This is a genomic window from Dyella sp. LX-66 (assembly GCF_018599165.1).
GTDB lineage: Bacteria > Pseudomonadota > Gammaproteobacteria > Xanthomonadales > Rhodanobacteraceae > Dyella_D > Dyella_D marensis.
Genome location: NZ_JAHFVJ010000002.1, coordinates 259,335 through 285,542 on the forward strand (window position 1 = coordinate 259,335; position 26,208 = coordinate 285,542).

The 26,208-nt window shown below is 67.5% G+C and carries 14 protein-coding genes; 8 read left to right on the top strand and 6 right to left on the bottom strand.

Going from position 1 to position 26,208, the window contains the following annotated elements; genetic code table 11:
- Position 1 precedes the first annotated feature (1 nt).
- Positions 2 to 928 carry a metalloregulator ArsR/SmtB family transcription factor gene (locus KK141_RS04800; protein ID WP_214570431.1) on the bottom strand — a complete coding sequence of 309 codons (927 nt, stop codon included), beginning with the start codon at positions 926 to 928 and terminating at the stop codon, positions 2 to 4.
- Positions 929 to 1,131: 203 nt separating this feature from the next.
- On the opposite strand from KK141_RS04800, the gene KK141_RS04805 reads away from it, so the two are divergent.
- A complete protein-coding gene (locus KK141_RS04805) occupies positions 1,132 to 2,292 on the top strand; it encodes an acyl-CoA dehydrogenase family protein (protein ID WP_214570430.1) in 1,161 nt (386 codons plus the stop codon).
- Between the two features lie 122 nt (positions 2,293 to 2,414).
- Here the strand turns inward: KK141_RS04805 and KK141_RS04810 are convergent, their stop codons facing one another.
- Positions 2,415 to 5,612 (bottom strand): efflux RND transporter permease subunit, encoded by a 3,198-nt coding sequence (locus KK141_RS04810; RefSeq protein ID WP_214570429.1) that lies wholly within the window; start codon positions 5,610 to 5,612, stop codon positions 2,415 to 2,417.
- A gap of 15 nt (positions 5,613 to 5,627) precedes the next feature.
- On the bottom strand, positions 5,628 to 6,839 hold the full coding sequence (locus KK141_RS04815) for an efflux RND transporter periplasmic adaptor subunit (protein ID WP_214570428.1): 1,212 nt from the start codon (positions 6,837 to 6,839) through the stop codon (positions 5,628 to 5,630).
- A 715-nt stretch (positions 6,840 to 7,554) separates the two neighbouring features.
- On the opposite strand from KK141_RS04815, the gene KK141_RS04820 reads away from it, so the two are divergent.
- Positions 7,555 to 12,489, top strand: a complete 4,935-nt coding sequence (locus KK141_RS04820) for an NAD-glutamate dehydrogenase domain-containing protein (RefSeq protein ID WP_214570427.1) — start codon at positions 7,555 to 7,557, stop codon at positions 12,487 to 12,489.
- A gap of 94 nt (positions 12,490 to 12,583) precedes the next feature.
- Here the strand turns inward: KK141_RS04820 and KK141_RS04825 are convergent, their stop codons facing one another.
- Both KK141_RS04825 and KK141_RS04830 read right to left on the bottom strand, forming a co-directional pair.
- Positions 12,584 to 14,473 carry a YadA-like family protein gene (locus tag KK141_RS04825; protein WP_214570426.1) on the bottom strand — a complete coding sequence of 630 codons (1,890 nt, stop codon included), beginning with the start codon at positions 14,471 to 14,473 and terminating at the stop codon, positions 12,584 to 12,586.
- A 351-nt stretch (positions 14,474 to 14,824) separates the two neighbouring features.
- Positions 14,825 to 17,734, bottom strand: coding sequence for a YadA-like family protein (locus tag KK141_RS04830; protein WP_345777828.1), 2,910 nt, complete (start codon positions 17,732 to 17,734; stop codon positions 14,825 to 14,827).
- A 359-nt stretch (positions 17,735 to 18,093) separates the two neighbouring features.
- On the opposite strand from KK141_RS04830, the gene KK141_RS04835 reads away from it, so the two are divergent.
- The gene (locus KK141_RS04835; RefSeq protein ID WP_214570424.1) at positions 18,094 to 18,855 is read left to right on the top strand and encodes an NAD kinase; all 762 of its coding nucleotides are present in this window, start codon (positions 18,094 to 18,096) and stop codon (positions 18,853 to 18,855) included.
- Between the two features lie 19 nt (positions 18,856 to 18,874).
- The gene (locus tag KK141_RS04840; protein WP_214570423.1) at positions 18,875 to 19,804 is read left to right on the top strand and encodes a 5'-nucleotidase; all 930 of its coding nucleotides are present in this window, start codon (positions 18,875 to 18,877) and stop codon (positions 19,802 to 19,804) included.
- Between the two features lie 674 nt (positions 19,805 to 20,478).
- On the opposite strand, the gene KK141_RS04845 is transcribed toward KK141_RS04840, so the two are convergent.
- Positions 20,479 to 21,354 carry a DMT family transporter gene (locus KK141_RS04845; protein ID WP_214570422.1) on the bottom strand — a complete coding sequence of 292 codons (876 nt, stop codon included), beginning with the start codon at positions 21,352 to 21,354 and terminating at the stop codon, positions 20,479 to 20,481.
- A 310-nt stretch (positions 21,355 to 21,664) separates the two neighbouring features.
- Here KK141_RS04845 and KK141_RS04850 point away from each other — a divergent pair, with 310 nt between their 5' ends.
- From KK141_RS04850 to KK141_RS04865, 4 genes are read left to right on the top strand one after another with little or no spacing between them, the layout of a single operon-like run.
- A complete protein-coding gene (locus KK141_RS04850; protein WP_214570421.1) occupies positions 21,665 to 22,834 on the top strand; it encodes an acyl-CoA dehydrogenase family protein in 1,170 nt (389 codons plus the stop codon).
- 5 nt (positions 22,835 to 22,839) lie between these two features.
- Complete coding sequence (locus KK141_RS04855; protein ID WP_214570420.1) at positions 22,840 to 23,400, top strand: GNAT family N-acetyltransferase; 561 nt, start codon at positions 22,840 to 22,842, stop codon at positions 23,398 to 23,400.
- An 8-nt stretch (positions 23,401 to 23,408) separates the two neighbouring features.
- Positions 23,409 to 23,882 carry a hypothetical protein gene (locus tag KK141_RS04860; RefSeq protein WP_214570419.1) on the top strand — a complete coding sequence of 158 codons (474 nt, stop codon included), beginning with the start codon at positions 23,409 to 23,411 and terminating at the stop codon, positions 23,880 to 23,882.
- A 44-nt stretch (positions 23,883 to 23,926) separates the two neighbouring features.
- Complete coding sequence (locus KK141_RS04865; protein ID WP_214570418.1) at positions 23,927 to 26,194, top strand: thiamine pyrophosphate-dependent enzyme; 2,268 nt, start codon at positions 23,927 to 23,929, stop codon at positions 26,192 to 26,194.
- The last annotated feature ends 14 nt before the right edge of the window (positions 26,195 to 26,208 follow it).

Here is a 26,208-nt window from a genome sequence, read left to right on the forward strand (position 1 = left end):
CTTACGGCTTGCGGGCGAGCAGGCTGATCACCTCGAAATGAGGTGCCTTGCGCTCGCGGCTCAGGCGGGTACAGCTGATGTCTTCCAGGCCCGCGCCGCGCGCGAAGCCGGAGAGTTCGTCCTGGGAAAAACCCAGGTTGCGGTGGTCGAACGGCTCCACCACGGCGCGGTGGTCGTGCCGGCCCAGGGTCACCGCCAGCAGGCGGCCGCCCGGGCGCAGCAGGCGCGAGGCCTCGGCCACGGCCTGGGCCGGGCGCTCGGCATAAGTGAGGGCGTGCAGCATCAGCACCAGGTCGAAGCGGCGCTCGCCCAGGTCCAGCGCGTGCATGTCGCCCTGGCGCACTTCCACGTGCGAGAAGGGCTGCAGGCGCTGGGCGGCGGCTTCGGCCACGCGGTCGCTGGAATCCACGCAGACGATCGAGCGCGCATGCGGCGCCAGCAGCTCGGCGGTGATGCCGTCGCCGGAGGCGATGTCCAGCACGTCGCCGGTCTCCAGCAGCTGCAGCAGCGAGCGGGCCAGGGTTTCCCAGGTGCGGCCGGGCGAGTAGTGGCGCTCCATGTCGCCGGCCACGGTGTCGGCCCAGCCGGCCTCGCCGGCGCGCTGGGCCAGCACGGTGGGCAGGCGGTCGGCGTCTTCGCGCAGCAGGGCGTCGTCGATGCTGTCGCGCAGCGAGCGGATCAGGTCGTGCTGGCGCTCGTCGCCCTCCATGTTGGCGCGGTAGTAGGCGGACACCCCGGCGCGGCGGTCGCGCACCAGCTCGGCCTCTTTCAGCTTGGCCAGGTGGGTGGACACGCGCGGCTGGGCCAGGCGCAGCACGGCGGCCAGTTCGGCGACGGTGAGTTCTTCACGTTCGAGCAGGGCCAGCAGGCGCACCCGGGTGGGGTCGGCCAGCAGGCGCAGGACGCTGGAAGCGGTGGCGAGATCCATGCCGCATCCTTATATCGCGATGGAAAGATGCAAAAGGCTAGGACGGGACCGGGAGGGCGTCAAGCGACAAATTCCAGGGCGGCCCCGGCGCGGGCCGGCGGACGGGGCGGCAGGCCCTCTGTTGCACCGCACACGGGCCTTTTCCCCGCGCCGGCTAAAATAGCGGGCTAGCTTTTTCCCCTTGCCCTCCCCCGGAGTCCCCCATGGATTTCAGCTTTACCGAAGACCAGCTTTCGATTCAGTCCATCGCCCGCGATTTCGCCCAGAAGCGCATCGTGCCGGTCGCCGCCGAGCTGGACGCCAGGGGCGAATTCCCGCTGGAGAACATCCGCGAGATGGGCCAGCTCGGCCTGATGGGCATCGAAGTGCCGCACGAATACGGCGGCGCCGGCATGGACCCGATCGCCTACGTGCTGGCGATGATCGAGATCGCCGCGGCCGACGCGGCCACCTCCACCGTGATGTCGGTGAACAATTCGCTGTTCTGCAACGGCATCCTCAAGCACGGCAACGAGGAGCAGAAGCAGAAGTACGTGCGCGCCATCGCCCAGGGCGAGGCGATCGGTGCTTATGCGCTGACCGAGCCGCAGTCCGGCTCCGACGCCTCGGCCATGCACACGCGTGCAACGAAGAACGCCAATGGCGACTGGGTGATCAACGGCAAGAAGAGCTGGATCACCTCCGGCCCGGTGGCCCGCTACATCGTGCTGTTCGCCATCACCACGCCGGGCATCGGCGCCAAGGGCGTGTCGGCGTTCATCGTCGACACCCAGCTGCCGGGCTTCATGGCCGGCAAGACCGAACCCAAGCTCGGCATCCGCGCCTCGGCCACCTGCGAGATCGAATTCAGCGACTACGTCTGCCCGAAGGAAAACCTGCTGGGCGACGAGGGCAAGGGCTTCTCCATCGCCATGGGCGTGCTCGACGCCGGCCGCATCGGCATCGCCTCGCAGTCGGTGGGCATCGCCCGCGCCGCCTACGAGGCCACCCTGCAGTGGTCGCGCGACCGCAAGGCCTTCGGCCAGCCGATCGGCACGTTCCAGATGACCCAGGCCAAGATCGCCGACATGAAGTGCAAGCTCGACGCCGCCACCTTGCTGACCCTGCGCGCGGCCTGGACCAAGGGCCAGACCGAGAAGCACGGCGGCCGCTTCGGCACCGAGGCTTCGGTGGCCAAGCTGGTCGCTTCGGAAGCGGCGATGTGGATCGCCCACCAGGCGGTGCAGATCCACGGCGGCATGGGCTATTCGAAGGAGATGCCGCTGGAGCGCTATTTCCGCGACGCCAAGATCACCGAAATCTACGAGGGCACCAGCGAGATCCAGCGCCTGGTGATCGCGCGCGCCGAGACCGGCCTGCGCTGAGCGTTCGGGCCAATCCGTAACAGCAAAGCCCGGCGGGTCACCGCCGGGCTTTTTTTTCGGTCCGCCTAAAGCAGAAGCCCCGGCAGGGCCGGGGCTTCGCTTGGTTGCGGACTTGAGGGCGATCAGTGCCCGGAGTGTGCGTCGCCGCCACCGCCGTGAGCCTGGCGCACCTTGTGCGAGCTCTCGTCCAGCTTGTCGCCCAGGGCGCGGCGCACCACTACGTAGAACACCGGGATCAGCAGCAGACCCAGGAAGGTGGCGAACAGCATGCCGCCGATCACGCCCGTGCCGATCGCATGGCGGGAGTTGGCGCCCGCGCCGGTCGACACCGCCAGCGGGAACACGCCCAGGATGAAGGCCATCGAGGTCATCAGGATCGGGCGCAGTCGCAGGCGGGACGCCGTGACCACCGCGTCGAACAGCGACTTGCCCTGCTGCTGCTGTTCCACCGCGAATTCCACGATCAGGATGGCGTTCTTCGCCGCCAGGCCAATGACCGTGATCATGCCGATCTTGAAGTACATGTCGTTCGGCAGGCTGCGCAGCATGGAGAACACCACCGTGCCGAGCAGGCCCAGCGGCACCACCAGCAGCACCGCGACCGGGATCGACCAGCTCTCGTACAGCGCCGCGAGGCAGAGGAACACGATCACGATCGACAGCACCAGCAGCAGGGTGGCCGAGTTGCCCGCCAGGATTTCCTGGTAGGACTGGCCGGTCCAGTCGGCGCCGAAGCCCTTGGGCAGGTCCTTGTCGACGATGTTCTGCAGCGCCGCCATGGCCTGGCCGGTGGAGTACCCCTGGCCCTCGCTCGCCACGATTTCAACCGCCGAGTAGCCGTTGTAGCGGGTGAGTGCCGGCGAGCCCGTGCCCCAGTTGGAATGCACCACGCTGGAGATCGGGATCATGTTGTAGGGGTTGGTGACCGACCGCGCGGTGCTGCTGCCGGTGCTGGCCAGCGCGCTGGGCGTGAACACGTGGCTCAGGGCGTCCGGGCTCATGCGGAACGGCTGGTCCGCCTGCAGGTAGACGCGCTTCACGCGGCCGCCGTAGACGAAGTCGTTGACGTAGATCGGCGCCAGGGTGAGCTGGATCGCGGTGTACACGTCGCTGACCGACAGGCCCATCGACTCGGCCTGCACGCGGTCCACCTTGAGGTTCCACAGCGGAGCGTCGGGCAGCGAGTTCGGACGGGTGCCGAGCAGGGCAGGGTTGCCCTGCGACTTGCCCAGCACCATGCCCATGGCCTGCATCAGCTCGCCGTGGGTCTGGCCGGCACGCGCCTGCAGGTACATGTCGATGCCGCCGAACTGGCTGAGGCCGCGGATGGTCGGCAGGTTCACCACGAAGATCTGCGCGTCGCGGATGCCGTGCAGCACGCCGTTGGCCTGCATGATCAGCTGATCGGCGGTGATCTTGCGCTCGCTCCAGTCCTTGAGCTTGATGAAGGCCATGCCCGCGCTTTCGCTCTGGCCGACGAAGCTGAAGCCGCTGATCTGGTACATGCCGACGATCGAGTCGTTCAGCGGGCTGTTCTTGATGCGCTCGCGCATCTCCGCCATCACCTGCTCGGAGCGCTTGAGGGTGGCGCCCGGCGGCAGGTTCACGATGGCCAGCGCGAAGCCCTGGTCTTCGCTGGGCACGAAGCTGGTGGGCAGCTTGGTGTACAGGAAGCCGGCCAGCGCGGTGATCAGCGCGAACATGATCATCCACCGCGGCGCATGCCGCGCGGCGCTGGAGATATGGCCGCTGTAGGTGTGGGTGACCCAGTCGAACATCTTGTTGAAGCCGCGGTACACGACGTTCTTCTTCTGGTCGTGGGTGGGCTTCAGCATGGTGGCGCACAGCGCCGGGGTGAACGACAGCGCGAGGAACGCGGAGAAGCCCATCGACACCGCGATGGTCAGCGCGAACTGCTTGTAGATCACGCCCGAGGCGCCGGCCTGCAGGGCCGACGGCACGAATACCGCCGCCAGCACCACGGTGATCGCCACCACCGCGCCGGTGATCTGGCCCATGGCCTTGCGGGTGGCCTCCTTCGGCGGGAGGTGCTCCTCGGTCATGATGCGTTCGACGTTCTCGATCACCACGATCGCGTCGTCCACCACGATGCCGATCGCCAGCACCATGCCGAACAAGGTCAGCTGGTTGATGGTGAAGCCCAGCGCGATCAGGCCGATGAAGGTGCCCAGCAGCGCCACCGGAATGACCAGGGTGGGGATGACGGTGGCGCGGAAGTTCTGCAGGAAGATCAGCATCACCAGGAAGACGAGGATGATCGCCTCCACCAGGGTGTGCACCACTTCGTTGATCGACACCTTCACGAACGGGGTGGTGTCGTACGGCGCGAACCAGGTGACGCCCTGCGGGAAGTCCCTGGCCAGTTCGTCCATCTTGGCGCGCACAGCGGTGGCCACGTCGAGCGCGTTCGCGCCCGGCAGCAGCTGCACGCCGAGGCCGCCGACCGGCTGGCCGTTCCAGGTAGAGGTCAGGCCGTAGGACTGCGGACCGAACGACACACGGGCGACGTCGCTCAGGCGTACAACGGTGCCGTCGCTGTTGGCGCGCAGGATGATGTTGCCGAACTCCTCGGGCGAGGAGAAACGGCCTTCCGCCGACACCGTGGCGGTAAAGCCCTGGTCGGCCGGCGCCGGATCCGCGCCCAGCGAGCCGGCGGCGAACTGCACGTTCTGGGTGGACACGGCGTCGCGCACGGCGCTGGCCGAGAGGCCATAGCCCTGCAGCTTGTCCGGGTTCAGCCAGATGCGCACGGCGTACTCGGCGCCGATCACGCGGGTGTTGCCCACGCCGGGAATGCGGCCGACCTGGTCGGCGACCTGCGAGGCGATGATGTCGGCCAGGCGGTTGCCGTCGATGTCCGGGTTGGTCGAGACCAACGAGACGAACATCAGGAAGTCCGGATTGTTCTTCGCCACCACCACGCCCTGCTGGGTCACGGCGGTGGGCAGGCGCGGCTGGGCCAGCGAGACCTTGTTCTGCACCTGCACCTGGGCGATGTCCGGGTTGGTGCCGGTCTCGAAGGTGAGGGTGATGGAGGCCGAGCCGTTGGAGCTCGAGGAAGAGGAGAAGTACAGCAGGTGGTCGATGCCGGTGAGCTGCTGCTCGATCACCTGGGTGACGTTCTTCTCCACCGTATCCGCGTTGGCGCCCGGGAAGGTGGCGTTAACCACCACCTGCGGCGGCGCGATGTTGGGGTAGGACTCGATACCCATGTTCAGCATCGCAATCGTGCCGACCATGGTGATGAGGATCGCTACCACCCACGCGAAAATCGGGCGGTCAATGAAAAAACTGGGCATGTCGGTCGACTCCCGTCAGTGCTTGCCGGCCGCGGGCTGCCCGCCCGGCGCGCCGTTCGGCGGACCGGCGTTCTGGCCCGGCGTCCACGGCGAGGCCTTGGCGGGCGCGCCCTGCTGGACGGACTGGAGGCCCGACACGATCACCTGGTCGCCCGCGGCGAGGCCGCCGGTGACGATCCAGTTGCCGTTGCTCAGGTCGTTGGCGGTGACGTCCTTGCGCTGCACCTTGCCCTCCTGGTTCACCACCAGCACGTAGGCGCCGGCGACGTCGCGCGCCACGCCCTGCTGCGGCACCAGGTACACGTTGTTCTGCTGGCCCAGGTTCGCCTTGATGGTGACGTAGGTGCCCGGCAGCAGGCGCTTGTCCGGGTTGGCCAGCTGCGCGCGCAGGTTGACCGTGCCGGTGGTCGGGTCGACCGAGGCGCCGGAGAAGTCGAGCTGGCCCTGCTGCTCGTACTTGCTGCCGTCGGGCAGGATCACGTCGACCGTGGTCTTGGTCGGGTCGGTCAGGCTCACGTGGCCGGCGGTCTGGGCGCGGCGCAGGCGGTCGAGGTCGGCGGCGCCGACGGTGAAGTTGATGTACAGCGGATCGAGCTGGTCGACCGTGGTGAGCAGGGTGGAGCTGGCGCCGGCATCGGCGTTGCCGTTGCCCACGATGGCGCCTTCGGTAACCTGCTGCTGGCCGGCGCGGCCGTCGATCGGCGCGGTGACGCGGGTGAAGCCCAGGCTGATGCGCGCGCTTTCCACCGAGGCCTGCGACTGCTTCACCGCGGCCGACGAGCTGCGCTCGCTGGCTTCGGCGTTGTCGAGGTCGGCCTGCGACACGTAGCCCTGCGGACGCAGCTGGCGGGCGCGTTCGGCGGCCTTGCGGGCGTTGGCGTAGGTGGCCTGCGCCGAGGCGAGGTTGGCCTGGGCCGAGTTCAGGTTGGCCTGGTAGACCGACGGATCGATCTCGAACAGCACCTGGCCCTTCTTGACGTCGGTGCCTTCCTCATAGACGCGCTTGAGCAGCACGCCGGCCACGCGGGCGCGGACGTCGGCGCTGCGGAAGGCGGAGAGGCGTCCCACCAGGTCCTTGTTGAGCGGGGCGGAAACGGCCTGGGCCTTGACGACGCCGACTTCCGGCGGCGGCATCTGCGGCGGGCCTTGTTCCTTCTTGCCTCCGCAGGCGGCCAGCGCCAGCAGGCCAAGGCACAGCAGGGGTGTGCGCAGTGACGAGGACTTCATGGGGACTCCATTTATAGGTATCGGGTGTACGGGTCTCGCCGATCCCCGGATCGGCCGCCAGGCGCGTAGCTTTCCGTGGCGCAGCATGCCTGCCTAGTGCCGCCGGTCAGCTTGCGGCTGAACGACGGCTGTGAACAACGCATGCGGTGCTCCGGACAGGCAGCGGGCTTGACTATACCGGCCAGTTTACAATTTGCTTTGACGAATGGTCTAGCCCTGAATTCTTCGTGTTTTCGCCGCGAAGGGGGTGTGACGGGGTGTGACAGCGACCGTGCGCGGGCGCATGGTCCGGGTAGCGATCCGGGTGGAATGTTCCCTCAGAGGAATTCTTAAGCCGGCGGGCGGCGACCGCGCCGCGGCGGCTGCGTTCCGGGTATCGGCTTGTCATTTTTGCCCGGGTCTTTCATTGCGGAGCCGGGTTCGCATGTTGCGATGCAGCGAAGCAGCGCGAGACCTGCTGCCGATGAAGCGATGCGGCATCGCTCGCGCCATCGACATGCCAGCGCGATCGATGACGCGCACACATCGCTTCATCGCACGCGCCACGCGTATCCACGCGCATCGCTCATCGACCCACCACGCACGCTCGCGCAAAACGATCGTTTGCCGAACCGCAGGCTGAAGTGATTGCCGCAATGCAGGTGGCTATCGCGTTGGTGCGAGCGTATCCTTTTGCGGCTTTTCTGCCCCATCTCCGTCACTGCCAATAGATGCCATGAACGCAATTCGTGCGGCCAGCGAAACATCGATCCAGGCTGAAGTTCTGGATGAACTGAAAAAAACCGGTTTCCCCAACCAGCGCCTTGATGAGGCGCAATTTTTTATCAGCGCCTTTTTCTCCCGCGTCGCCGCCGGCGACCTCGAACTGCACACTGCAAGCGAATGGGCTGCGCTGATCGGCGGCCTGCTCGAGTTCGTGCAGCAGCGCCAGACCGGCCGCGCTTCGGTGCGCGTGTTCAATCCGCAGGCCGGGCATGCCGGCCGCAGCGTGGTGCAGATCGCCACCGACGACATGCCCTTCCTGGTCGACACGGTGAGCATGATCGTGTCCGCCCGCCTGCAGATCCACGCGGTGATCCATCCGGTGGTGAAGGCCGCGCGCGATGCCGCCGGCCGCCTGCAGCGCCTGGGCGCCGACGACGGCGCGCCCGAGTCGGTGATGCACTTCGAGATCGACCGCCTCGCCGACGAGGCCGAGATGGCCCAGCTCAAGGCGCAGATCGAGAGCTCGCTGGAAGACGTGCGCGCCTCGGTCGCCGACTGGAGCCGCATGCGCGACCAGGCCCTGGCCATCGCCGCCGACCTGCCGAATCGCCAGCTGCCGCTGAACCGCGATTCGGTGGAAGAAGCGGTCGAGTTCATGCGCTGGCTGGCCGACGACAACTTCACCTTCCTGGGCTACCGCGAGTACCAGGTCACCCAGAACGCCGGCGACGAAGTGCTGTGCTCGGTGGAAGGCTCCGGCCTCGGCATCCTGCACAAGCAGGAGCGCTCGGTGGCACCGCGTTCGCTGCGCAGCATGGTGGCCAGCGAGCTGCCGCAGTCCGGCTCGACCGACGCGATCATCCTGACCAAGACCAATGCGCGCTCGCACGTGCACCGCCAGGGCCACATGGATTACGTCGGCGTGCTGCGCTTCGACGCCAGCGGCAAGCCGGTGGCCGAACAGCGCTTCCTCGGCCTGTTCTCCTCCAATGCCTACATGGCGCGTCCGCAGGACGTGCCGCTGGTGCGCCAGCGCGTCGAGGCGGTGATGGCCCGTTCGGGCCTGAAGCGCGATTCGTATTCGGGCAAGTCGCTGCGCCACATCCTGGAAACGCTGCCGCGCGACGAGCTGTTCCAGAGCAACGAGGACGAGCTCTACGCCACCGCCATCGGCATCCTGGAACTGCGCCAGCGCGCCCGCACGCGCCTGTTCGTGCGCCGCGACCGCTACGGCCGCTTCTTCACCTGCCTGGTGTTCGTGCCGCGCGAGCGCTTCAACACGTCGGTGCGCGAGCGCATCGAGAACATGCTGCGCGACGCGCTGCACGGCGAGCAGAGCGATTCCTCCGTGCTGATGGGTGAGGCCGCGCTGGCCCGCCTGCACATCGTGGTGCGCCCGAAGATCGGCGACCACGTGAACTACGACGCCGCGGCGCTGGAGCAGAACGTGGCCGCGATCGTGCGCAACTGGCACGACGACCTGCGCGACGCCCTGGTCAAGCTGATGGGCGACCACGACGGCGTGGTGCTGGCCAACCGCTACGGCAAGGCCCTGCCGGCCGGCTACGTGGAAGACGTGCTGCCCGCCGCCGCCGCCGAGGACGTGCGCCAGCTGGCCCTGCTGAAGGGCGATGATGCGGTGCGCATGTCGTTCTATCACCCGGAACAGCGTCCGGAAGAACTGCGCTTCAAGGTCTACCGCAGCGGCGCCGACATCGCGCTGTCCGAAGTGCTGCCGCAGCTGGAGAACCTCGGCCTGCGCGTGCTCACCGAGCACGTGTACGACGTGAAGACCGGCGGCACGCCGCTGTTCATCCAGGACTTCGAGGTGCAGCCGGTGGGCAACCTCACGTTCTCGGTGGAGCAGGTCGGCAGCCTGTTCGAGGACGCCTTCGAGCACATCTGGCGTGTCAACGCCGAGAACGACGGCTTCAACCGCCTGGTGCTCGGCGCCAAGCTGAGCTGGCGCCAGGTCGCCATGCTGCGCGGCTACTGCAAGTACCTGCTGCAGACCGGCGTGGCGTTCTCGCAGAACTACATGGAGGACGCCTTCAACCGCTATCCGGCCATCGCCGGCCTGCTGGTGGAGCTGTTCCTGGCCAAGTTCGACCCGCGCCGCGAGGCGCTGGAAGCGGTGGAGCTGAAGAACGCGCAGGCCGCCCTGGCCGGCGAGATGCAGGCGCTGATCCCGGAAAGCGTGCGCCACGCGCATCCGGCCCTGATCGACGGCCTGGTCGGGGCGCTGGCACAGCCGCGCGCCGAGCAGATCAAGGTGATCGAGGAAACCATCGGCGTGCTGCTGGAGAATGTCTCCAGCCTGGACGACGACCGCATCCTGCGCAGCTTCATGGCGCTGATCCGCGGCACCCTGCGCACCAGCTTCTTCCAGCAGTGGGAAGGCGCGCACCGCGGCTACATCAGCTTCAAGTTCGATTCGCACCGCGTGCCCGACCTGCCCAAGCCGGTGCCGTACCGCGAGATCTTCGTGTCGGCGCCGCGCGTGGAAGGCATCCACCTGCGCTTCGGCGCGGTGGCGCGCGGCGGCCTGCGCTGGTCCGACCGCCGCGAGGATTTCCGCACCGAGGTGCTGGGCCTGGTCAAAGCGCAGATGGTGAAGAACACCGTGATCGTGCCGGTGGGCTCGAAGGGCGGCTTCGTGGTCAAGCGTCCGCCGGTCGGCGGCGACCGCGACGCGCAGCTGGCCGAGGGCATCGCCTGCTACCGCATGTTCATCAGCGGCCTGCTCGACATCACCGACAACCTGGTCGAAGGCAAGGTGGTACCGCCGCACGACGTGGTGCGCCACGACGCGGACGACCCGTACCTGGTGGTGGCGGCCGACAAGGGCACGGCGACGTTCTCCGACATCGCCAACGCCATCTCGCTGGAGCACGGCTTCTGGCTGGGCGACGCGTTCGCTTCCGGCGGCTCCAACGGCTACGACCACAAGGGCATGGGCATCACCGCCAAGGGCGCCTGGGAATCGGTCAAGCGCCACTTCCGCGCGCTGGGCCGCGACAGCCAGACGCAGGACTTCAGCTGCGTGGGCATCGGCGACATGTCCGGCGACGTATTCGGCAACGGCATGCTGCTGTCGCGCCATATCCGCCTGCTGGCCGCGTTCGACCATCGCCATATCTTCCTGGACCCGAACCCGGACGCGGAGCGTTCCTTCGTCGAGCGCGAGCGCATGTTCAAGCTGCCGCGTTCGAGCTGGGAGGACTACGACAAGTCGCTGATCTCCGCCGGCGGCGGCATCTATCCGCGCACGCTCAAGGCCGTGCCGGTGTCGCCGGAAGTGCGCGCCGCGCTGGGCATCAAGGGCGACGTCACGCAGATGGCGCCGAACGAGCTGCTCAACGCCATCCTGAAGGCACCGGTGGACCTGCTGTGGAACGGCGGCATCGGCACCTACGTCAAGGCCAGCAGCGAGAGCCATGCCGACGCCGGTGACCGCGCCAACAACGCGCTGCGCGTCAATGGCGGCGAGCTGCGCTGCAAGGTGGTGGGCGAGGGCGGCAACCTGGGCTTCACCCAGAAGGGCCGCATCGAAGCCGCCCAGCACGGCGTGCTGCTCAACACCGACTTCATCGACAACTCGGCCGGCGTGGACACCTCCGACCACGAGGTGAACATCAAGATCCTGCTCGACGACGCCGTGCAGCGCGGCGAGCTGGACACCGCCGCGCGCAACCAGCAGCTGGCCGCGATGACCGACGAGGTCGGCCAGCTGGTGCTGTGGGACAACTATCGCCAGAACCAGGCGATCACCCTGATGGAGCGCCAGTCGGTGCGCCGCCTGGGTTCGATGGCCCACTTCATCCGCATCCTGGAAGGCGAAGGCCTGCTCGACCGCCAGGTCGAGAACCTGCCCAGCGAGGCGGAGCTGACCGAGCGCAAGACGCGCGGCCAGGGCATGACGCGTCCGGAGCTGTCGGTGCTGCTGTCGTACGACAAGATCAAGCTGTTCCAGCAGCTGCTCGACTCGGACGTGCCGGAAGACCCGTATCTCTCCAAGGAGCTGGTGCGCTACTTCCCCGAGCCGCTGCACGAGAAGTACGCCGAGCACATGCAGCGCCATCGCCTGAAGCGCGAGATCATCGCCACCGCGGTGACCAACTCGACGATCAACCGCATGGGCGCCACCTTCATGATGCGCATGCAGGAAGACACCGGCCACGGCCCGGCGGCGATCGCCAAGGCCTATACGGCGGCCCGCGAGATTCTCGGCGCACGCGACCTGTGGGCGGAGATCGAGGCGCTGGACAGCAAGGTGGCAGAGGAGACCCAGCTCGATGCGATCATGCAGATCTGGTCGCTGCTGCGCCATCTCACGCGCTGGCTGCTGAGCCGTCCGGGCGGCACGCTGGAAATCGCCGCGAACGTCGACCGCTACCAGGCCGGCGTCGCCGCGTTGTACGAAGCGGTGCCCGATGCACTGACGCCCACCGGCAAGGCCGACTTCGGCACCAGCCAGGAGAAATGGGAAGGCTTAGGTTTCCCCACCGGCTTGTCGGTGCGCATGGCCCGCATCCCCGAGCTGCGCGCCATGCTCGACATGGTCGAAGTGGCACAGCAGAGCGGCCAGCCGGTGGACAAGGTGGCCGGCGTGTTCTACGAGCTGGGCGAGGCGCTGGATCTGGAATGGCTGCGCAGCCAGATCGAGGCGCTGCCGGTGGAAGGCCACTGGCATGCCCAGGCCCGCGGTTCGCTGCTGGATGAGCTCAACCACCAGCATCGCGCGCTGGCCTTGCAGGTGCTGGCGCTGGCCGGTGGCAACAAGGACGTCTCGCCGGTGCAGGCATGGCTGCAGCGCGACGATGCGACGCTGAAGTACACGCGCAATATGCTGGCGGAGATCCTCACGCAGAACGCGGACTACCCGATCGCCTCGGTTGCGGTGCGCCGCCTGGCGCAGCTGGCCGCGGTGCCGGTGAGTGCGTAAGGCGTAGTAGCTGCGAAGGCTTCCGCGGTGACGCGGAGTCTGGAAGAAGAAAAAAGCCGGCATCTTTGGATGCCGGCTTTTTTGTGGCAGGTGCTTACCAGCCCAATGCGAGCCCCGCGCCCATCGACGCGTCATCGCCACTTGCCGCTCCACCCAGCGACAGGTTGAGGTTCGCGTGCAGCTGATGCGAATAGCCCAGCGCCACGGCCGACCGGCTGCCTTGCCTGCCCACGCCCACCGCCACGCGGTTCGTCTTCGCCAGGCCCTGCGCACTGAACGCCATCTGCGCCATCGACGCCCCCATCGCGCCCATGCCGGCGATACGGCGGTCCATCTGCGCGAAGCGGCGGCGGGTCCAGTGCCGCACGTCGCCGATGGCGTCCTGCACCTGTCCCCAGTTGGCGGCATCGGTGCGTGCGGTGCCGGGGGCGACGTGGGCGATCTGTCGGGGTTGCGTTGCCGGGTTTGCCGATGCCGTGTGCCCGCGGTCCGCTACGGTGTGGCTGGCGGTGCCTGTTTCGGCGCGATGGTTGGCGTTGTCGTTCTGGCTCTTGGCCTGAGCGGTTGTTGCGGTGTCGTTGGCAGTGCGGGACATGTCGTCGTGATGGCCGGCACCGGATGTTTCCAGCTGGCCGACGCGTCCATCCAGTCCATGCAGCTGGCCTTGCAGGTCTTCCCGCAGCGTGTGGAGCTGTCCGCCATTGACCGCCTGTGTGCTGCCGGCGGCGATCAGGCCGGGGGCGACATTGGCCAGCACGGTGCCGCCGCTGCCGCCGAAGCTCACCATCGCCTTGTCCGCACCGTCGTAGATCACGGCGTGGCGCGCGGTGCCATCGCGATCGAACAGGCCGCTGTCCTTGAGCTGCCCGAGGTTCACCGCGTCGTTGTCGGCGCTGCCGGCGGCGAGGCCGGTAAGGCGGCGGTCCTTGATCTTCTTCGCGGTACCGCCGCCCGCGATCGGTTCGTCGAAGCTGCCGGCGATATTCAGGCGTTTGCCATCGAGATCCTTGGCGAGCGTGATGTCCCCGCCTGGCGCGGCCTGCCGCAGCAGTCCGGCGGAACCGTTGCCCAGGCCGCTGTCGAGCCTGGCGATCTGCGCGTTAGCCGTATCCAGGCCGGCGTCGAGTGCGTTCAATGCGCCATCCACGCCGGTGCGGTCGCGGCCCTGGATCGTGTAGGTCGGCTGCACCACGTTGCCGGCCGCGTCGACCGTGGCGCCGCCGCCGAGCGCGCCGAGCAGATGCGTGATGCTGGCTTTGCTCGCGCTGAGGTCGTTGTCGATTCGGCTGATGCTGCTGCTGGCGCTGTCCAGGCCGCTCTTGAGCCTGGCCAGATGGCTGCTGGCGGTGTCGAGGTTGCCGCTGAGTTTCGCGAGATTGCCGTTGCTGGTATCGAGGCCGCTCTTGAGGCCGGCGATATGCTTGTTCGCGCCGTCGAGGCCCGTGCTGAGGCTGGCGATGCTGCTGTTGGCCGTGCCGACGCTCTTCTCCAGGGCGCCAAGCGTGTCGTTCGCTTGCTGCAGCGAGTTCTGCAACGGCCGCAGCTGGCCGACGTTCACCGCATCGGCATCGGCGATGCCGGCGGCGAGGCTGGTGAGCCGGTTGCCGTTGAGCGACGTCTGGCCGTGAATCTGGATGCCGTTGTTGCCGCGCAGGGTCAGCGTGCCGTTGTCATGGCCGTGCACGGCCGCGCCATCGCCATTGCTGGCGAGCAGGAAGGTCGTGTCGTTCTTTCCTTGCGCGTTGCAGGTGCCGATTTTCGCGGTGGAGCCGGCGTTGATGATGGTGGCCGTCTTGCCGTTGCAGATTTCGAGCACGTTGGCCGCGGCCTGCGGCGCAACGCATAAAGCCAGCGCGCAAAAGCCGAAGGCGAGCAGTTCGCTGCCTTTGTTTCGGCGCCTGGCAGCGACGCGGTTGGCGTGCGGTATGGCATGCACGCAGGTCGTGCTGTGCTGGTTGAGATGGGTCGGGTGTCTATGGCTCATGGGCGTGCTTGCGAGTAGGTGGACCGTGCTTGGAAGAGCGCGCAGCGCATCGCCGCCATGGCATGAAATGCCGCGGCGATGCGTTATTCGCGATAAGCGCTGCTGCCGCTGGCCATGTTCGCTACCTCGTGCCTTGCCCCCACGAGTGGCATGTCCCCTGCCCAGTCGGCAGCAGCGTGGCCATGGTCGCCAGTAAGCCGGTTGATGGCGGTGACGAAGTTCGCGCCGTTTGCGGAACCGTTCGCGCGCATACCGGAATGCAGCCAAACGGATAGCCGCCGAAAGCCTGGCGCAAAAAAGGCCGGCATCTTTCGATGCCGGCCAAGGCGATTCCCCATCGCTTGCTGCTGCTTACCAGCCGATGGCCATGCCCGCGCCCACCGAGGTCTCCTTGCCGGAAGACGAGCCGCCGAACGAGACATTGATGTTCGGCGAGAACTGGTGCGAGACACCCATCGCCACCGCGGACTTGCCACCCTGCATGCCGACGCCCACGCCGAAGCGGTTGGGCGTGTTCACGCCGGTCGCACTGAACGCCATCTGCGAATAGGCGGCGCTCATCGCACCCATCCGGTTGATGCGGCTGTCGACCTGTTCGAACTTGCGGTTCGCCCAGTCCTGCACGCCTTGCACGGCATCCTGCACCTGGCCCCAGTTGGCGGCATCGGTGCGCTGCGTGCCGGCTGCCACGTTGGTGATCTGGCGCTCGTTGCCGGCCGAACCGACCGACACGGTGTTGTCGCGGTCGGCGGTGGAGTTGGCGCCCAGCGCGACCGAGTTGTTCGACGTGGCGTTGCTGTTGGCGCCCAGCGCGGTGCTGTTGGTGCCGGCGGCCGTGGCGTTGGCGCCGTTGGCGGTCGAGCCTTCGCCCGAAGCGATGGCGTTGGCGCCGCTGGCGCTGCTGTTGTTGCCCAAGGCCTGCGCGCCGTTGCCGTTGGCCGTGCTGCCGGTGCCGGAGGCGACGGCGTTGGTGCCGGTGGCCGTGCTGTTGTCGCCCGACGCATTGGAACCCGCGCCGGTGGCCGTGCTGCCGCTGCCGGAAGCATTGGAGCCCGTGCCGACCGCGGTGCTGTTGGTGCCGGAAGCATTGGCGCCATCGCCCAGGGTGGCGCTGCCGGTGCCGGTGCCGGCGCCGCCGCCGCCGGAACCGCCCAGCGAACCGTCGTCGAGGCCCTGCTGAATCTGATTGACCTGGTTGCTCAGCGCGCCGACCTGGCCGTTGAGCGCGTTCATCTGGTTGGTGATGTCCTGCTGCATGTCGAACAGCTGGCCGCCGTTGACGGCTTCCATGCTGCCGTGTGCGATCGAGCCGTTGGCCAGGTTGCGGATCACCGTACCCTTGGTGCCGCCGAGCATGGCGGTGGACATGGTCAGGTCGGTGTACACCAGCGCCGCCAGCGTCTTGCCATCGGGGTCGACCAGGCCCACGGCCTTGAGCTGGGCGATGGTCACCGCATTGTCGTCGGCGGTGCCGTTGGCCAGGCCGCTCAGCACACGACCGCCACTGGTGCCGGCGAAGCTGATGCTGGTGCCGCCGCTGGCGCCGCCCACGGTAATGGCGTTGCTGGTGGCGTCCTGCTTGACCAGGCCGATCGTGCCTTCATTGATCTGCGTCTGCAGCGAGCTGATGTTGCCGGCGTTGGTGGTGATGTCCTTGGTGTTGGCGGTCACCTTTTCGTTGGTGGCATACAGCTGCGCGCCGGTCACCGCGTCGGTGCTGGTGCTGGACAGCGTGCCGTCGCTGAGGCCGGTGAGCTTGCGCGAAGTCGTCTTGCCGTCCTTCTTGCCGGAGAAGTCGACGGTGTCGCCCTCGGCACCCGCGGCCACGGTGATCTTCTTGGTGGTGGCATCCTGCTGCACCAGGCCGACCGAGCCGTTGTTGATCTGGCCCTGCAGGGCGGTGATGTTGGTGGCGTTGGTGGTGACGTTCTGGTTGGTGGCGTAGAGCTGGGCGCCGGTGACGGCGTCCTTGCTGGTGCTGGACAGGGTGCCGTCGGCTAGGCCGGTGAGCTTGCGCGCAAGGGTGCTGCTGCCGATGGAGACGGTGTTGGCCTCGGTAACGGTCGAGCCGTAACCGAGCGCGATGGAGTTGGTGGCACTCGTGCCCACCGATGCGCCGGCGCCGACGGCCATGCCACCGCTGGCGGTGCTGTCGACCGTAGCGTTATAGCCCACGGCGAGCGAATTTTCGCTCTGCGCCTTGGCGCTGTCGGACAGGGCCACGGCATGCGTGGCGCTCGCGATCGAGCTGCGACCCAGAGCGATGGCTTGCGAGCCCTCCGCCTTGGCATAAAGGCCGATCGCCACCGAGTCCGTAGTGGTCGTGTCCTTACCTGCCACCGCACCGCCACCGATCGCGATGGCGCCGGTGCCGTTAGCGACGGCATTGGCGGCCGTGCTGTAAGTGTTGACCTTGTAATACTTGTTGGCGTTGGTGATCGCCGTATCCAGGCTGGTCAGCGCACCACCTACCGTAGTCTGCGCGCCACCGTTGGTCAGGGTGTAGGTCGGGCCGGTAACGGCGCCGGTGGTGGCGTCGATCTTGGCGCCGCCGCCGAGGGCGGTGATCACCGGCGAAAGCTGGCTGACGTTGACGGCGTCGTTAGCGCTCACGCCGTTGCCCATATTGACAATTGTGCGCTTGGTGGTGGAGTTGCCTACCGACACGGTATTGGCGGCGCTGACCGTCGAATTGTTGCCGAGTGCAACCGAGTTAGCTGCGTTCGCGGCTACGGAGGCTCCGGCGCCGAGCGCGACGGCACCCGTGGAGGTCGAGTCAACTAATGAACTTGCGCCGAAGGCGAGAGAGTTGGTGGCAGCCGACGATGCTTCGTTGCCTATGGCCGTAGACTGGATTCCGCTTGACGAGGCCGCCCTGCCGAGAGCGACAGAGGTGCGTCCTATAGCCTTGGATGAAATGCCGATGGCTACCGTGTCGACGGTTCCGCTCGACGCGCCTGACTGAGCACCGTCACCTATGGCAATCGCTCCAGAACCGTTTGCAGTGGCGGGGGTGGTTGAGCTTGAACTTGTATTGCCAATGACTTTAATGAATCCATCGTCGAGCGTCGCGCGTGACGCAATGGTCCGTGGTGCAAGTGCAGCTGAATTTGGGCTATTGCGGGCCGCACATGCATTCTGTGGGTTGATGGTCCCGGGCTTGCCGTCGGTTGTAGTACAGGATGTTGCTGCATGCTCCGTTGTGCCATCTGTTTCGGCCAAGGCGAGATTCGCACTGAATCCGAGGATGGTGATCGCCATCGCAGCGATGGCTTTCGAAGCCTTCTTCGTGCGCCCCTTGGCCAACTCCGACGCCACCACCCACTTGCCGGTCGAGGCATTCCTTACGACCTTGTAAATCGTATTCACTTAAAGCATCTCCACTTGATTGCAATGTGCGTGCACACACCGAGGCCTACCGCACACCTGCCGGTAGCTGGGCATCGAAGGAACCTCGCGCACGCACGCCGGGTGCGATGAGGGACGGGCATCGTAGAAATCGAAAGACCGGTGTTGAACCGGAAAAAACCAGGAGTACCCGGAGGCAAGGCACGCCAGCCCTTGCACCCATCGCCCATCTACGCTCAACTGGCCGCCCATCCGCCGCCGCCCACGCCCCCATGGCCTACGCCTTCGTCGCCAGCGAAACCTCGGTCGCCCAGCAGGCGCGGCGCAAACTGGTGGAGCGTTACGGCGAGGTGCCGCCGGAGCAGGCGCAGGCGATCGTGGCCTTGGGGGGCGATGGCTTCATGCTGCGCACCTTGCATGCGCATCTGCCGCTGGACATTCCGGTCTACGGCATGAAGCTCGGCCGCGTCGGCTTCCTGATGAACAAGCATCGGGTGGATGATCTGCCCGGGCGCATCGAGCGGGCGCATGCCGCGGTGCTGTATCCGCTGGAGATGGACGTCGTCTGCGCCAAGGGCGAGAAGCATCACGCGCTGGCGTTCAACGAAGTCTCGCTGCTGCGCCAGAGCAACCAGGCCGCGCACCTGGAGATCAAGCTCAACGAAACGGTGAAGCTCGATGCGCTGGTGTGCGACGGCATCCTGGTGTCCACCCCGGCCGGTTCCACCGCGTACAACCTCTCCGCGCACGGCCCGATCCTGCCGCTGGATGCCAACGTGCTGGCGCTCACCCCGATCAGCCCGTTTCGCCCGCGCCGCTGGCGCGGCGCGATCCTGCCGCACCGCACCCAGGTCAGCCTGCGCGTGCTCGATCCGAACAAGCGGCCGGTCAGCGCCACCGCGGATTTCCACGAAGTGCGCGACGTGCGCGCGGTGACGGTGCGGCAGTCGGCGGGGCCGGGCGTGCGCCTGCTGTTCGATCCGGAGCACAATCTGGAACAGCGCATCCTCGACGAGCAGTTCGCACCGGACTGATCACGTGCACAATCACGCCATGACCACCCCGCACCCCGACGCCCACGATCCGAAAGCCGCCAGCGACAACCGCCTGGTGGTGGCGATTTCCTCGCGCGCGCTGTTCGATCTCGGCGACAGCCACGCGCTGTTCGAGCGCGACGGCCTCGATGCCTACCGCGCGTTCCAGATCGACCACGAGAACGAGATCCTCAAGCCCGGCGTGGCCTTTCCGCTGGTGCAGAAGCTGCTGGGCCTGAACAAGCTCGGCGGCAACGTGCCGCCGGTGGAAGTGATCCTGCTGTCGCGCAATTCCGGCGATACGGGGCTGCGCATTTTCAATGCGATCCAGCATTACGGCCTGGACATCAGCCGCGCGGCGTTCACCAGCGGTGCGCCGACGTCCGACTACATCGCGCCGTTCAAGACCGACCTGTTCCTGTCCGCCAATGCCGAAGACGTGGGCCGCGCGCTCGCCGCCGGCGTGGCTGCCGCCACCATCCTGCCGTCGGTGGCGCCGCAGCGCGCGACCGAGCAGCTGCGCATCGCCTTCGATGGCGATGCGGTGATCTTCGGCGACGAGGGCGAGCGCGTGTCGCGCGAGGAGGGGCTGGAGGCGTTCCATCGCAACGAGCGCGAGCGGGCGGAGGAGTCGCTGTCGGTCGGGCCGTTCCGCGGCTTTCTCACTGCCGTGCATCGCCTGCAGGCGGCGTTCCCGGCGGAGACCTCGCCGATCCGCACGGCGCTGGTGACGGCGCGATCGGCGCCGGCGCACAAGCGCGTGATCCTGACCTTGCGCCGCTGGGGCGTGCGCATCGACGAGGCGCTGTTCCTCGGCGGGCGCGACAAGGGCCCGTTCCTGGAAGCCTTCGGCGCCGACATCTTCTTCGACGATTCACCGGCCAACGTCGAATCCGCGCGCAAGTATGTGGCGGCGGGGCACGTGCCGCACGGGGTCAGCAACAGCTGAGCGTGGACGTGCGAGGCGATACAAGCTGGAGAGCCTCCAGCCCGTACGGTGAGCTCGCTGCATTGCCTCGAAGCGCAGTCGAGATTGAGATCATTCCAGGTTCTTCCGGAAAGCATGGCCGGTAGCCTCGTCTTCTGAATCGCTTCAGAAACCGGCATGCGGGGCGGATTTGCCCTTCAGGCCTGTCTGCCGCGACCTTGCCGACGAGCCCGAGGTCTTCAAGCATGAAACTGTGCGGTGTTCTGAAATGGATGGCGTGCGCGCTGCTCGCTTGCACGGCGGGTTGTGTTTCGCGGACCGGCAGCCAGCTTTCCATGGAGCGTCCAGATTCCTCCGCGCCCTCCGGTCTGCGGGAACGCGCGGACCTCGAACTTCAGCTGGGCCAGCCACTGGAGGTGCTGTACCAGGGGCAGCTGTCGACGCAGCCGCGGCGGGCGGGCCGAGGGCCATTGGAGTCCGTGATGGACTTGATCACTGAGACGACGTTGCGTTGGACGTACGAGCCGACCTGCGTGGTCACCTCGGTTCGCCGCCGGGACTGGGATCCGGATTGTCCCGACTGGCGAAAGCCGGCGCGGCAGCAAAAATAGCTGTCGCTCCGATCAGTCATCCGCGAAATCCCGGTCGCCGGGCAGGTATGGCGTGAATCCGCGGAGAAGTGCCGCCGGCGCTTCCTAGACCAGTTTGGTCCGCCGCCACCACGGCGTCACGCGCTCCTCGCGCACCAGCGTGAACAGCCCCGACCCCAGGATCAGCCCGATGCCGATCAGCATCGGCCAGTCCAGATGGTCGCCGAACAGCCAGTAGCCGAAGCCGATCGCCCACAGCATCTGGCTGTACTGCGTCGGCGCCACGCGGTTGGCCGGCGCATGCTGGGTCGCCAGCATCAGCAGCACGCCGGCCAGGCCCGCGAGCAGGCCGTAGCCGGCCAGCAGCATCCACTGGTGCGCGTCGGGCCAGACGAAGTCCGGCAGCATCAGCAAGCCGCCCGCCAGCAGCGGGCCGATCACGCCCGCGCCGTACAGGCTGATGCGCTTCTCGTGCGCACCGGCCATGCGCAGTGCCACCACCGAGACCGCGCCGGACAGGCCGCAGATCATCGCCGCCAGATGCCCCACGCCCAGCGCGCGGAACCCCGGCCGCAGCACCACCAGCACGCCCAGGAAACCCGCCACCACCGCCGACCAGCGGCGCCAGCCCACGTGCTCCTTCAGGAACAGCACCGACAGCAGGGTCACGAAGATCGGCAACAGAAAAATCAGCGCGAAGGCTTCGGCCATCGGCAGCGCGGTGAACGCGATCACCGCGGCGATATTGCAGATGGCGCCGGAAATCGCCCGGATCCACCACAGCGACGGCTTGCGGGCCTGGAACACCTCGATCCAGCGGTCCTCCGGCCGCCGGATGAAGGGCAGGGCGCTGAGCATCAGCACGGCGCCGAAGAACACCGCCTCGTAGGCCGGCAGGCCGCCGTGCAGGGATTTCACGAAGGCATCGCTGATCGCGTAGGCCGCGTAGCAGGCGAAGCCCAGGAGGACGCCTTTGAGCATGGGGGAGGGGTAGGGAAGGAGAAAGAGCATGGTCCCATAAGCCACCGCCCAATGTGGAACTCTTCTCCCCGCCGGGGAGAAGATGCCGGCAGGCAGATGAGGGGCGGGTGCTCGCGATAGAGGCTCGACGAAGCCTCGCTCGCTTACCGCCCCCGCCTCGCCGCTCCGTAGGTCCCCCTCACCCCAACCCTCTCCCCGCTGGGGAGAGGGGGCAGCTTGCGGAAGCGCCATCTGCTGCACCTCGTCATGACCCCAACCGACGCGCCCCGCTAGAATCGGGAGCTTCCCACCGACCGCACGGAACATCCGCATGTCCGCCCGCCTGAACCCGCTCGACCTGTACGACGTCCGCTCGCTGCTCACCGACGAGGAGCGCATGGTGCAAGACACCGTGGGCCGCTTCGTGGACGAGCGCGTGCTGCCGATCATCGGCGACGCGTTCGACCAGGGCCGCTTTCCCAAGGAACTGGTGCCGGAAATCGCCAGCCTGGGCCTGCTGGGCGCCACCCTTCCGGAAAAATACGGCTGCGCCGGCATGAACGGGGTCAGCTACGGCCTGATCTGCCAGGAGCTGGAGCGCGGCGATTCGGGCCTGCGCAGCTTCGCCTCGGTGCAGAGCTCGCTGTGCATGTACCCCATCTACGCCTACGGCACCGAAGAGCAGAAGCTGCACTACCTGCCCAAGATGGCTGCCGGCGAGATCATCGGCTGCTTCGGCCTCACCGAACCGCACGGCGGCTCGGACCCGGCCAATATGAAGACCAACGCCAAAAAGGATGGCGGCGACTGGGTCATCAACGGCGCCAAGATGTGGATCACCAACGGCAACCTGGCGCACATCGCCATCGTGTGGGCGCAGACCGAGGACGGCATCCAGGGCTTTATCGTGCCGACCGACACCAAGGGCTTCACCGCCCAGGAAGTGCACAAGAAGATGAGCCTGCGCGCCTCGGTCACCTCGGCGCTGTTCTTCGACAACGTGCGCGTGCCCGAAGCCAACCGCCTGCCCAACGTGAAGGGCCTGAAGGGTCCGCTGGGCTGCCTCACCCAGGCCCGCTACGGCATCACCTGGGGCCCGATCGGCGCCGCCCAGGCCTGCCTGAAGGAAGTGCTGGACTACACCCAGGAGCGCGTGCTGTTCGGCCGCCCGCTGGCCTCGAACCAGGCGGTGCAGCTGAAGATGGCTGAGATGGCCCGCCGCATCACCATGGCGCAGCTGCTGTCGCTGCAGCTGGGCCGCCTGAAGGACGCCGGCAACATGCAGCCGACCCAGGTCTCGCTGGCCAAGTGGAACAACTGCCGCATGGCCATCGACATCGCGCGCGAATGCCGCGACATCCTGGGCGGCGCCGGCATCACCACCGAGCACGTGGCGATCCGCCATGCGCTGAACCTGGAGTCGGTGATCACCTACGAGGGCACGGAAACCGTGCACCAGCTGGTGGTGGGCCGCGAGCTCACCGGCATCAACGCGTTCTGACGCCGATGGGGGCGCCGGATACCGCCTGGGTCGGGCTGCGCATCGAAACCGAGCGCCTGCTGCTGCGTCCGCCGCAGGCTGAGGATTTCGACGGCTGGGCCGCGAACATGGCCGATGCGGAATCGGCCCGCTTTATCGGCGGGCAGCAGCCGCGCGCGGTGGCCTGGCGCGGCTTTCTCACCATGGTCGGCGCCTGGTCGATCCAGGGCTACGGCATGTTCTCGGTGATCGAGAAGGCCACCGGCCAGTGGCTGGGCCGGCTCGGCCCTTGGCAGCCGGAAGGCTGGCCCGGCCCCGAAGTGGGCTGGGGCCTGGCGCGCGCGGCCTGGGGCAAGGGCTACGCGGCGGAGGGCGCCACGGCGGCGATGGACTGGGCCTTCGAGCATCTGGGCCGGACCGACGTGATCCACAGCATCGACCCGGCCAACACGCCTTCGCAGGCGCTGGCCCTGCGCCTGGGTTCGCGCAAGCGCGGCCCGGGCCGCCTGCCGGAGCCGTTCCAGGACGTGGCCATCGATATCTGGGGCCAGAGCCGCGAGGAGTGGCGCCGCCACCGGCGCACCTGAGGAGCCGCATGCGCGACGCACTGGAGCAGGTCATCCTCGACGCCGTGCCGCAGCTGCGGCAGCTGTGCCGCGATCCGTGGCAGGTCATCGGCAGCGCCGCTGCCCGCCTGGCCGGCGCCGACGTCAGCGTGGCCGATCTGGACCTGCTCACCAGCGCCGCCGATGCCGCGCGCCTCACCGAGGCCTGGCGCGACCGCCTCGAAGCCAGCTACGAACCCGCCGGCGCCGAACGCTTCCGCTCGCACTTCGCGCGCTTCCGCTTTTCCGGCATGCCGGTGGAAGTGATGGGCGCGCTGGAACTCAACGCGGGGCAGGGCTGGCAGCCGGTGGCGGTGCACGAGACCGTGCAGGTGCGCGTCACCGGCCTGGACGTGCCCGTGCCCAGCATCCCCGAACAGATCCGCATCCTGGAAAGCTTCGCCCGCCCGAAAGACCTGCATCGCGCCGCGCTGTTGCGCGCTTTGCTGAGCACCGCGAGCTGACGCCACCTTTTTCTTCCTCCCCTTCCTATCGAACCCGACACGCCATGACCGCGCTTCCGTTCTCCCTGAGTGCCCGCCACAAAGGCTTCAACCGCGCCGAGATCGTCGACCAGAACTTCATCGAGTTCGTGCGGCTCTGGCAGGGCCAGGCGCATGCCGCGCCGCGCGGCGGCGAGCCGGTGCTGCCCGGCAGCGCACTGGATGCGCAAGGCTTCCGCGACCTGCTCGGCTCGCAGCTGATCTCGCGCCATCTGGACCTGATGGCCCGCGTGCTGCGTGTGCAAAATAAGGTGTTCTACACCATCGGCTCCAGCGGCCACGAAGGCAATGCGATGGTGGCGCGCCTCACCCGCCATACCGATCCGGCCTTCCTGCATTACCGCTCCGGCGGCTTCATGGCCGAGCGCTTCCGCAAGCTGCCGGGCATGGATCCGGTGATGGATTCGGCGCTGTCCTTCGCCGCCAGCATGGAAGACCCCGCCTCCGGCGGCCGCCACAAGGTGTGGGGCAGCAAGCCGCTGTGGGTGCTGCCGCAGACCTCGACCATCGCCTCGCACCTGCCGAAAGCCTTCGGCACCGCGGTGGCGATCGAGCAGGCGCGCCGCATCGGCCACACGCTGCCGGTGCCGGAAGACAGCATCGCGATCTGCTCCTTCGGCGACGCCTCGTCCAATCACGCCACCGCGCAGACCGCGTTCAACGCGGCAGGGTGGGCGGCCTATCAGAAGCTGCCCGCGCCGGTGCTGTTCGTGTGCGAGGACAACGGCATCGGCATCTCGGTGAAGACGCCCAGCGGCTGGATCGCCAACAATTTCAGCCGGCGTGCGGACCTGGATTATTTCTACGCCGACGGCCTGGATCTGGCCGAAGGCTACGGTCAGGTGCAGGCTGCGGTGGAGCACTGCCGCCGCACGCGCCGCCCGACCTTCCTGCATCTGCGCACCACGCGCGTGATGGGCCACGCCGGCACCGATTTCGAGATCGAGTGGCGCAGCGTGGAGGAACTGTTCGCGCTGGAAGCCACCGACCCGTTGCTGCGCTCGGCCGAGATCGCGCTCGCTTCGGGCCTGTACACGCGCGAGTCGCTGCTGGAACTGTACGAAGCCACCCGCAAGCAATGCTTCGCCGCCGCCGAAGATGCCGATAGCCGTCCGCGCCTGGGCAGCTTGGCCGAAGTGATGAAGCCGCTGGCGCCGTACACGCCGGCCGCGGTGAAGGCGGAAGCGGAGCGCGCCGACTACGCCGCGCGCCGCGCCGAAGTGTTCGGTGGCGAAGAGAAGCTGCCGGAGAAGCAGCCGCCGCGCCATCTGGCGATCCAGATCGGCCAGGCGCTGCACGATGTGATGGCGAAGTATCCGGAGTCGCTGCTGTTCGGCGAGGACGTGGCGCTGAAGGGCGGCGTATACACGGTGACCAAGGGTCTGTTCAAGACCTTCAAGGGCAACCGCGTGTTCAACACGCTGCTCGACGAGACGGTGATCCTGGGCCTGGCCCAGGGCTACGCCAACATGGGCATGCTGCCCATGCCGGAAATCCAGTACCTGGCGTATTTCCACAACGCCTGCGACCAGATCCGCGGCGAAGCCTGCAGCCTGCAGTTCTTCTCCAACGACCAGTACCGCAATCCGCTGGTGATGCGCGTGGCCTCGCTGGGCTATCAGAAGGGCTTCGGCGGCCACTTCCACAACGACAACTCGATCGCCGCGCTGCGCGACATCCCCGGCCTGGTGGTCGGCTGCCCCAGCCGCGGCGACGACGCGGCGGCGATGCTGCGCACCCTGATGGCGCTGGCCAAGGTGGACGGGCGCGTGTGCGCCTTCCTGGAGCCGATCGCGCTGTACATGACCAAGGACTTGTACGAAGCCGGCGACGGCCTGTGGCAGTACGCCTATCCCGCACCGGGTGAGGCGCTGCCGCTGGGCGAGGGCCGCGTGTACGAACAGGAGGCCGACGACCTGGTGGTGTTCACCTTCGGCAACGGCGTGCCGATGGCGCTGCGCGCCGCGCGCGAGATCGAAAAGAAAAGCGGCTGGCGCACGCGCGTGGTGGACCTGCGCTGGCTGGCGCCGCTCAACGATGCGTTCATCGCGGAGCAGGCGCGCAACGCGAAGCGCATCCTGGTGCTCGACGAAGGCCGCCGCAGCGCCGGTGTGGGCGAGGGCATCATCACCGCCATCGTCGAAGGAGGTTGCGGCGCCACGCCGCTGCAGCGCGTGGTGGGTGCCGACACGTACACGCCTCTGGCCGGTGCCGCGTTGCTGGTCTTGCCGGGCGAAGCGGAGATCGTGGCCGCTGCCGAACGCATGGCGTAGGTTGGGGTGAGCCG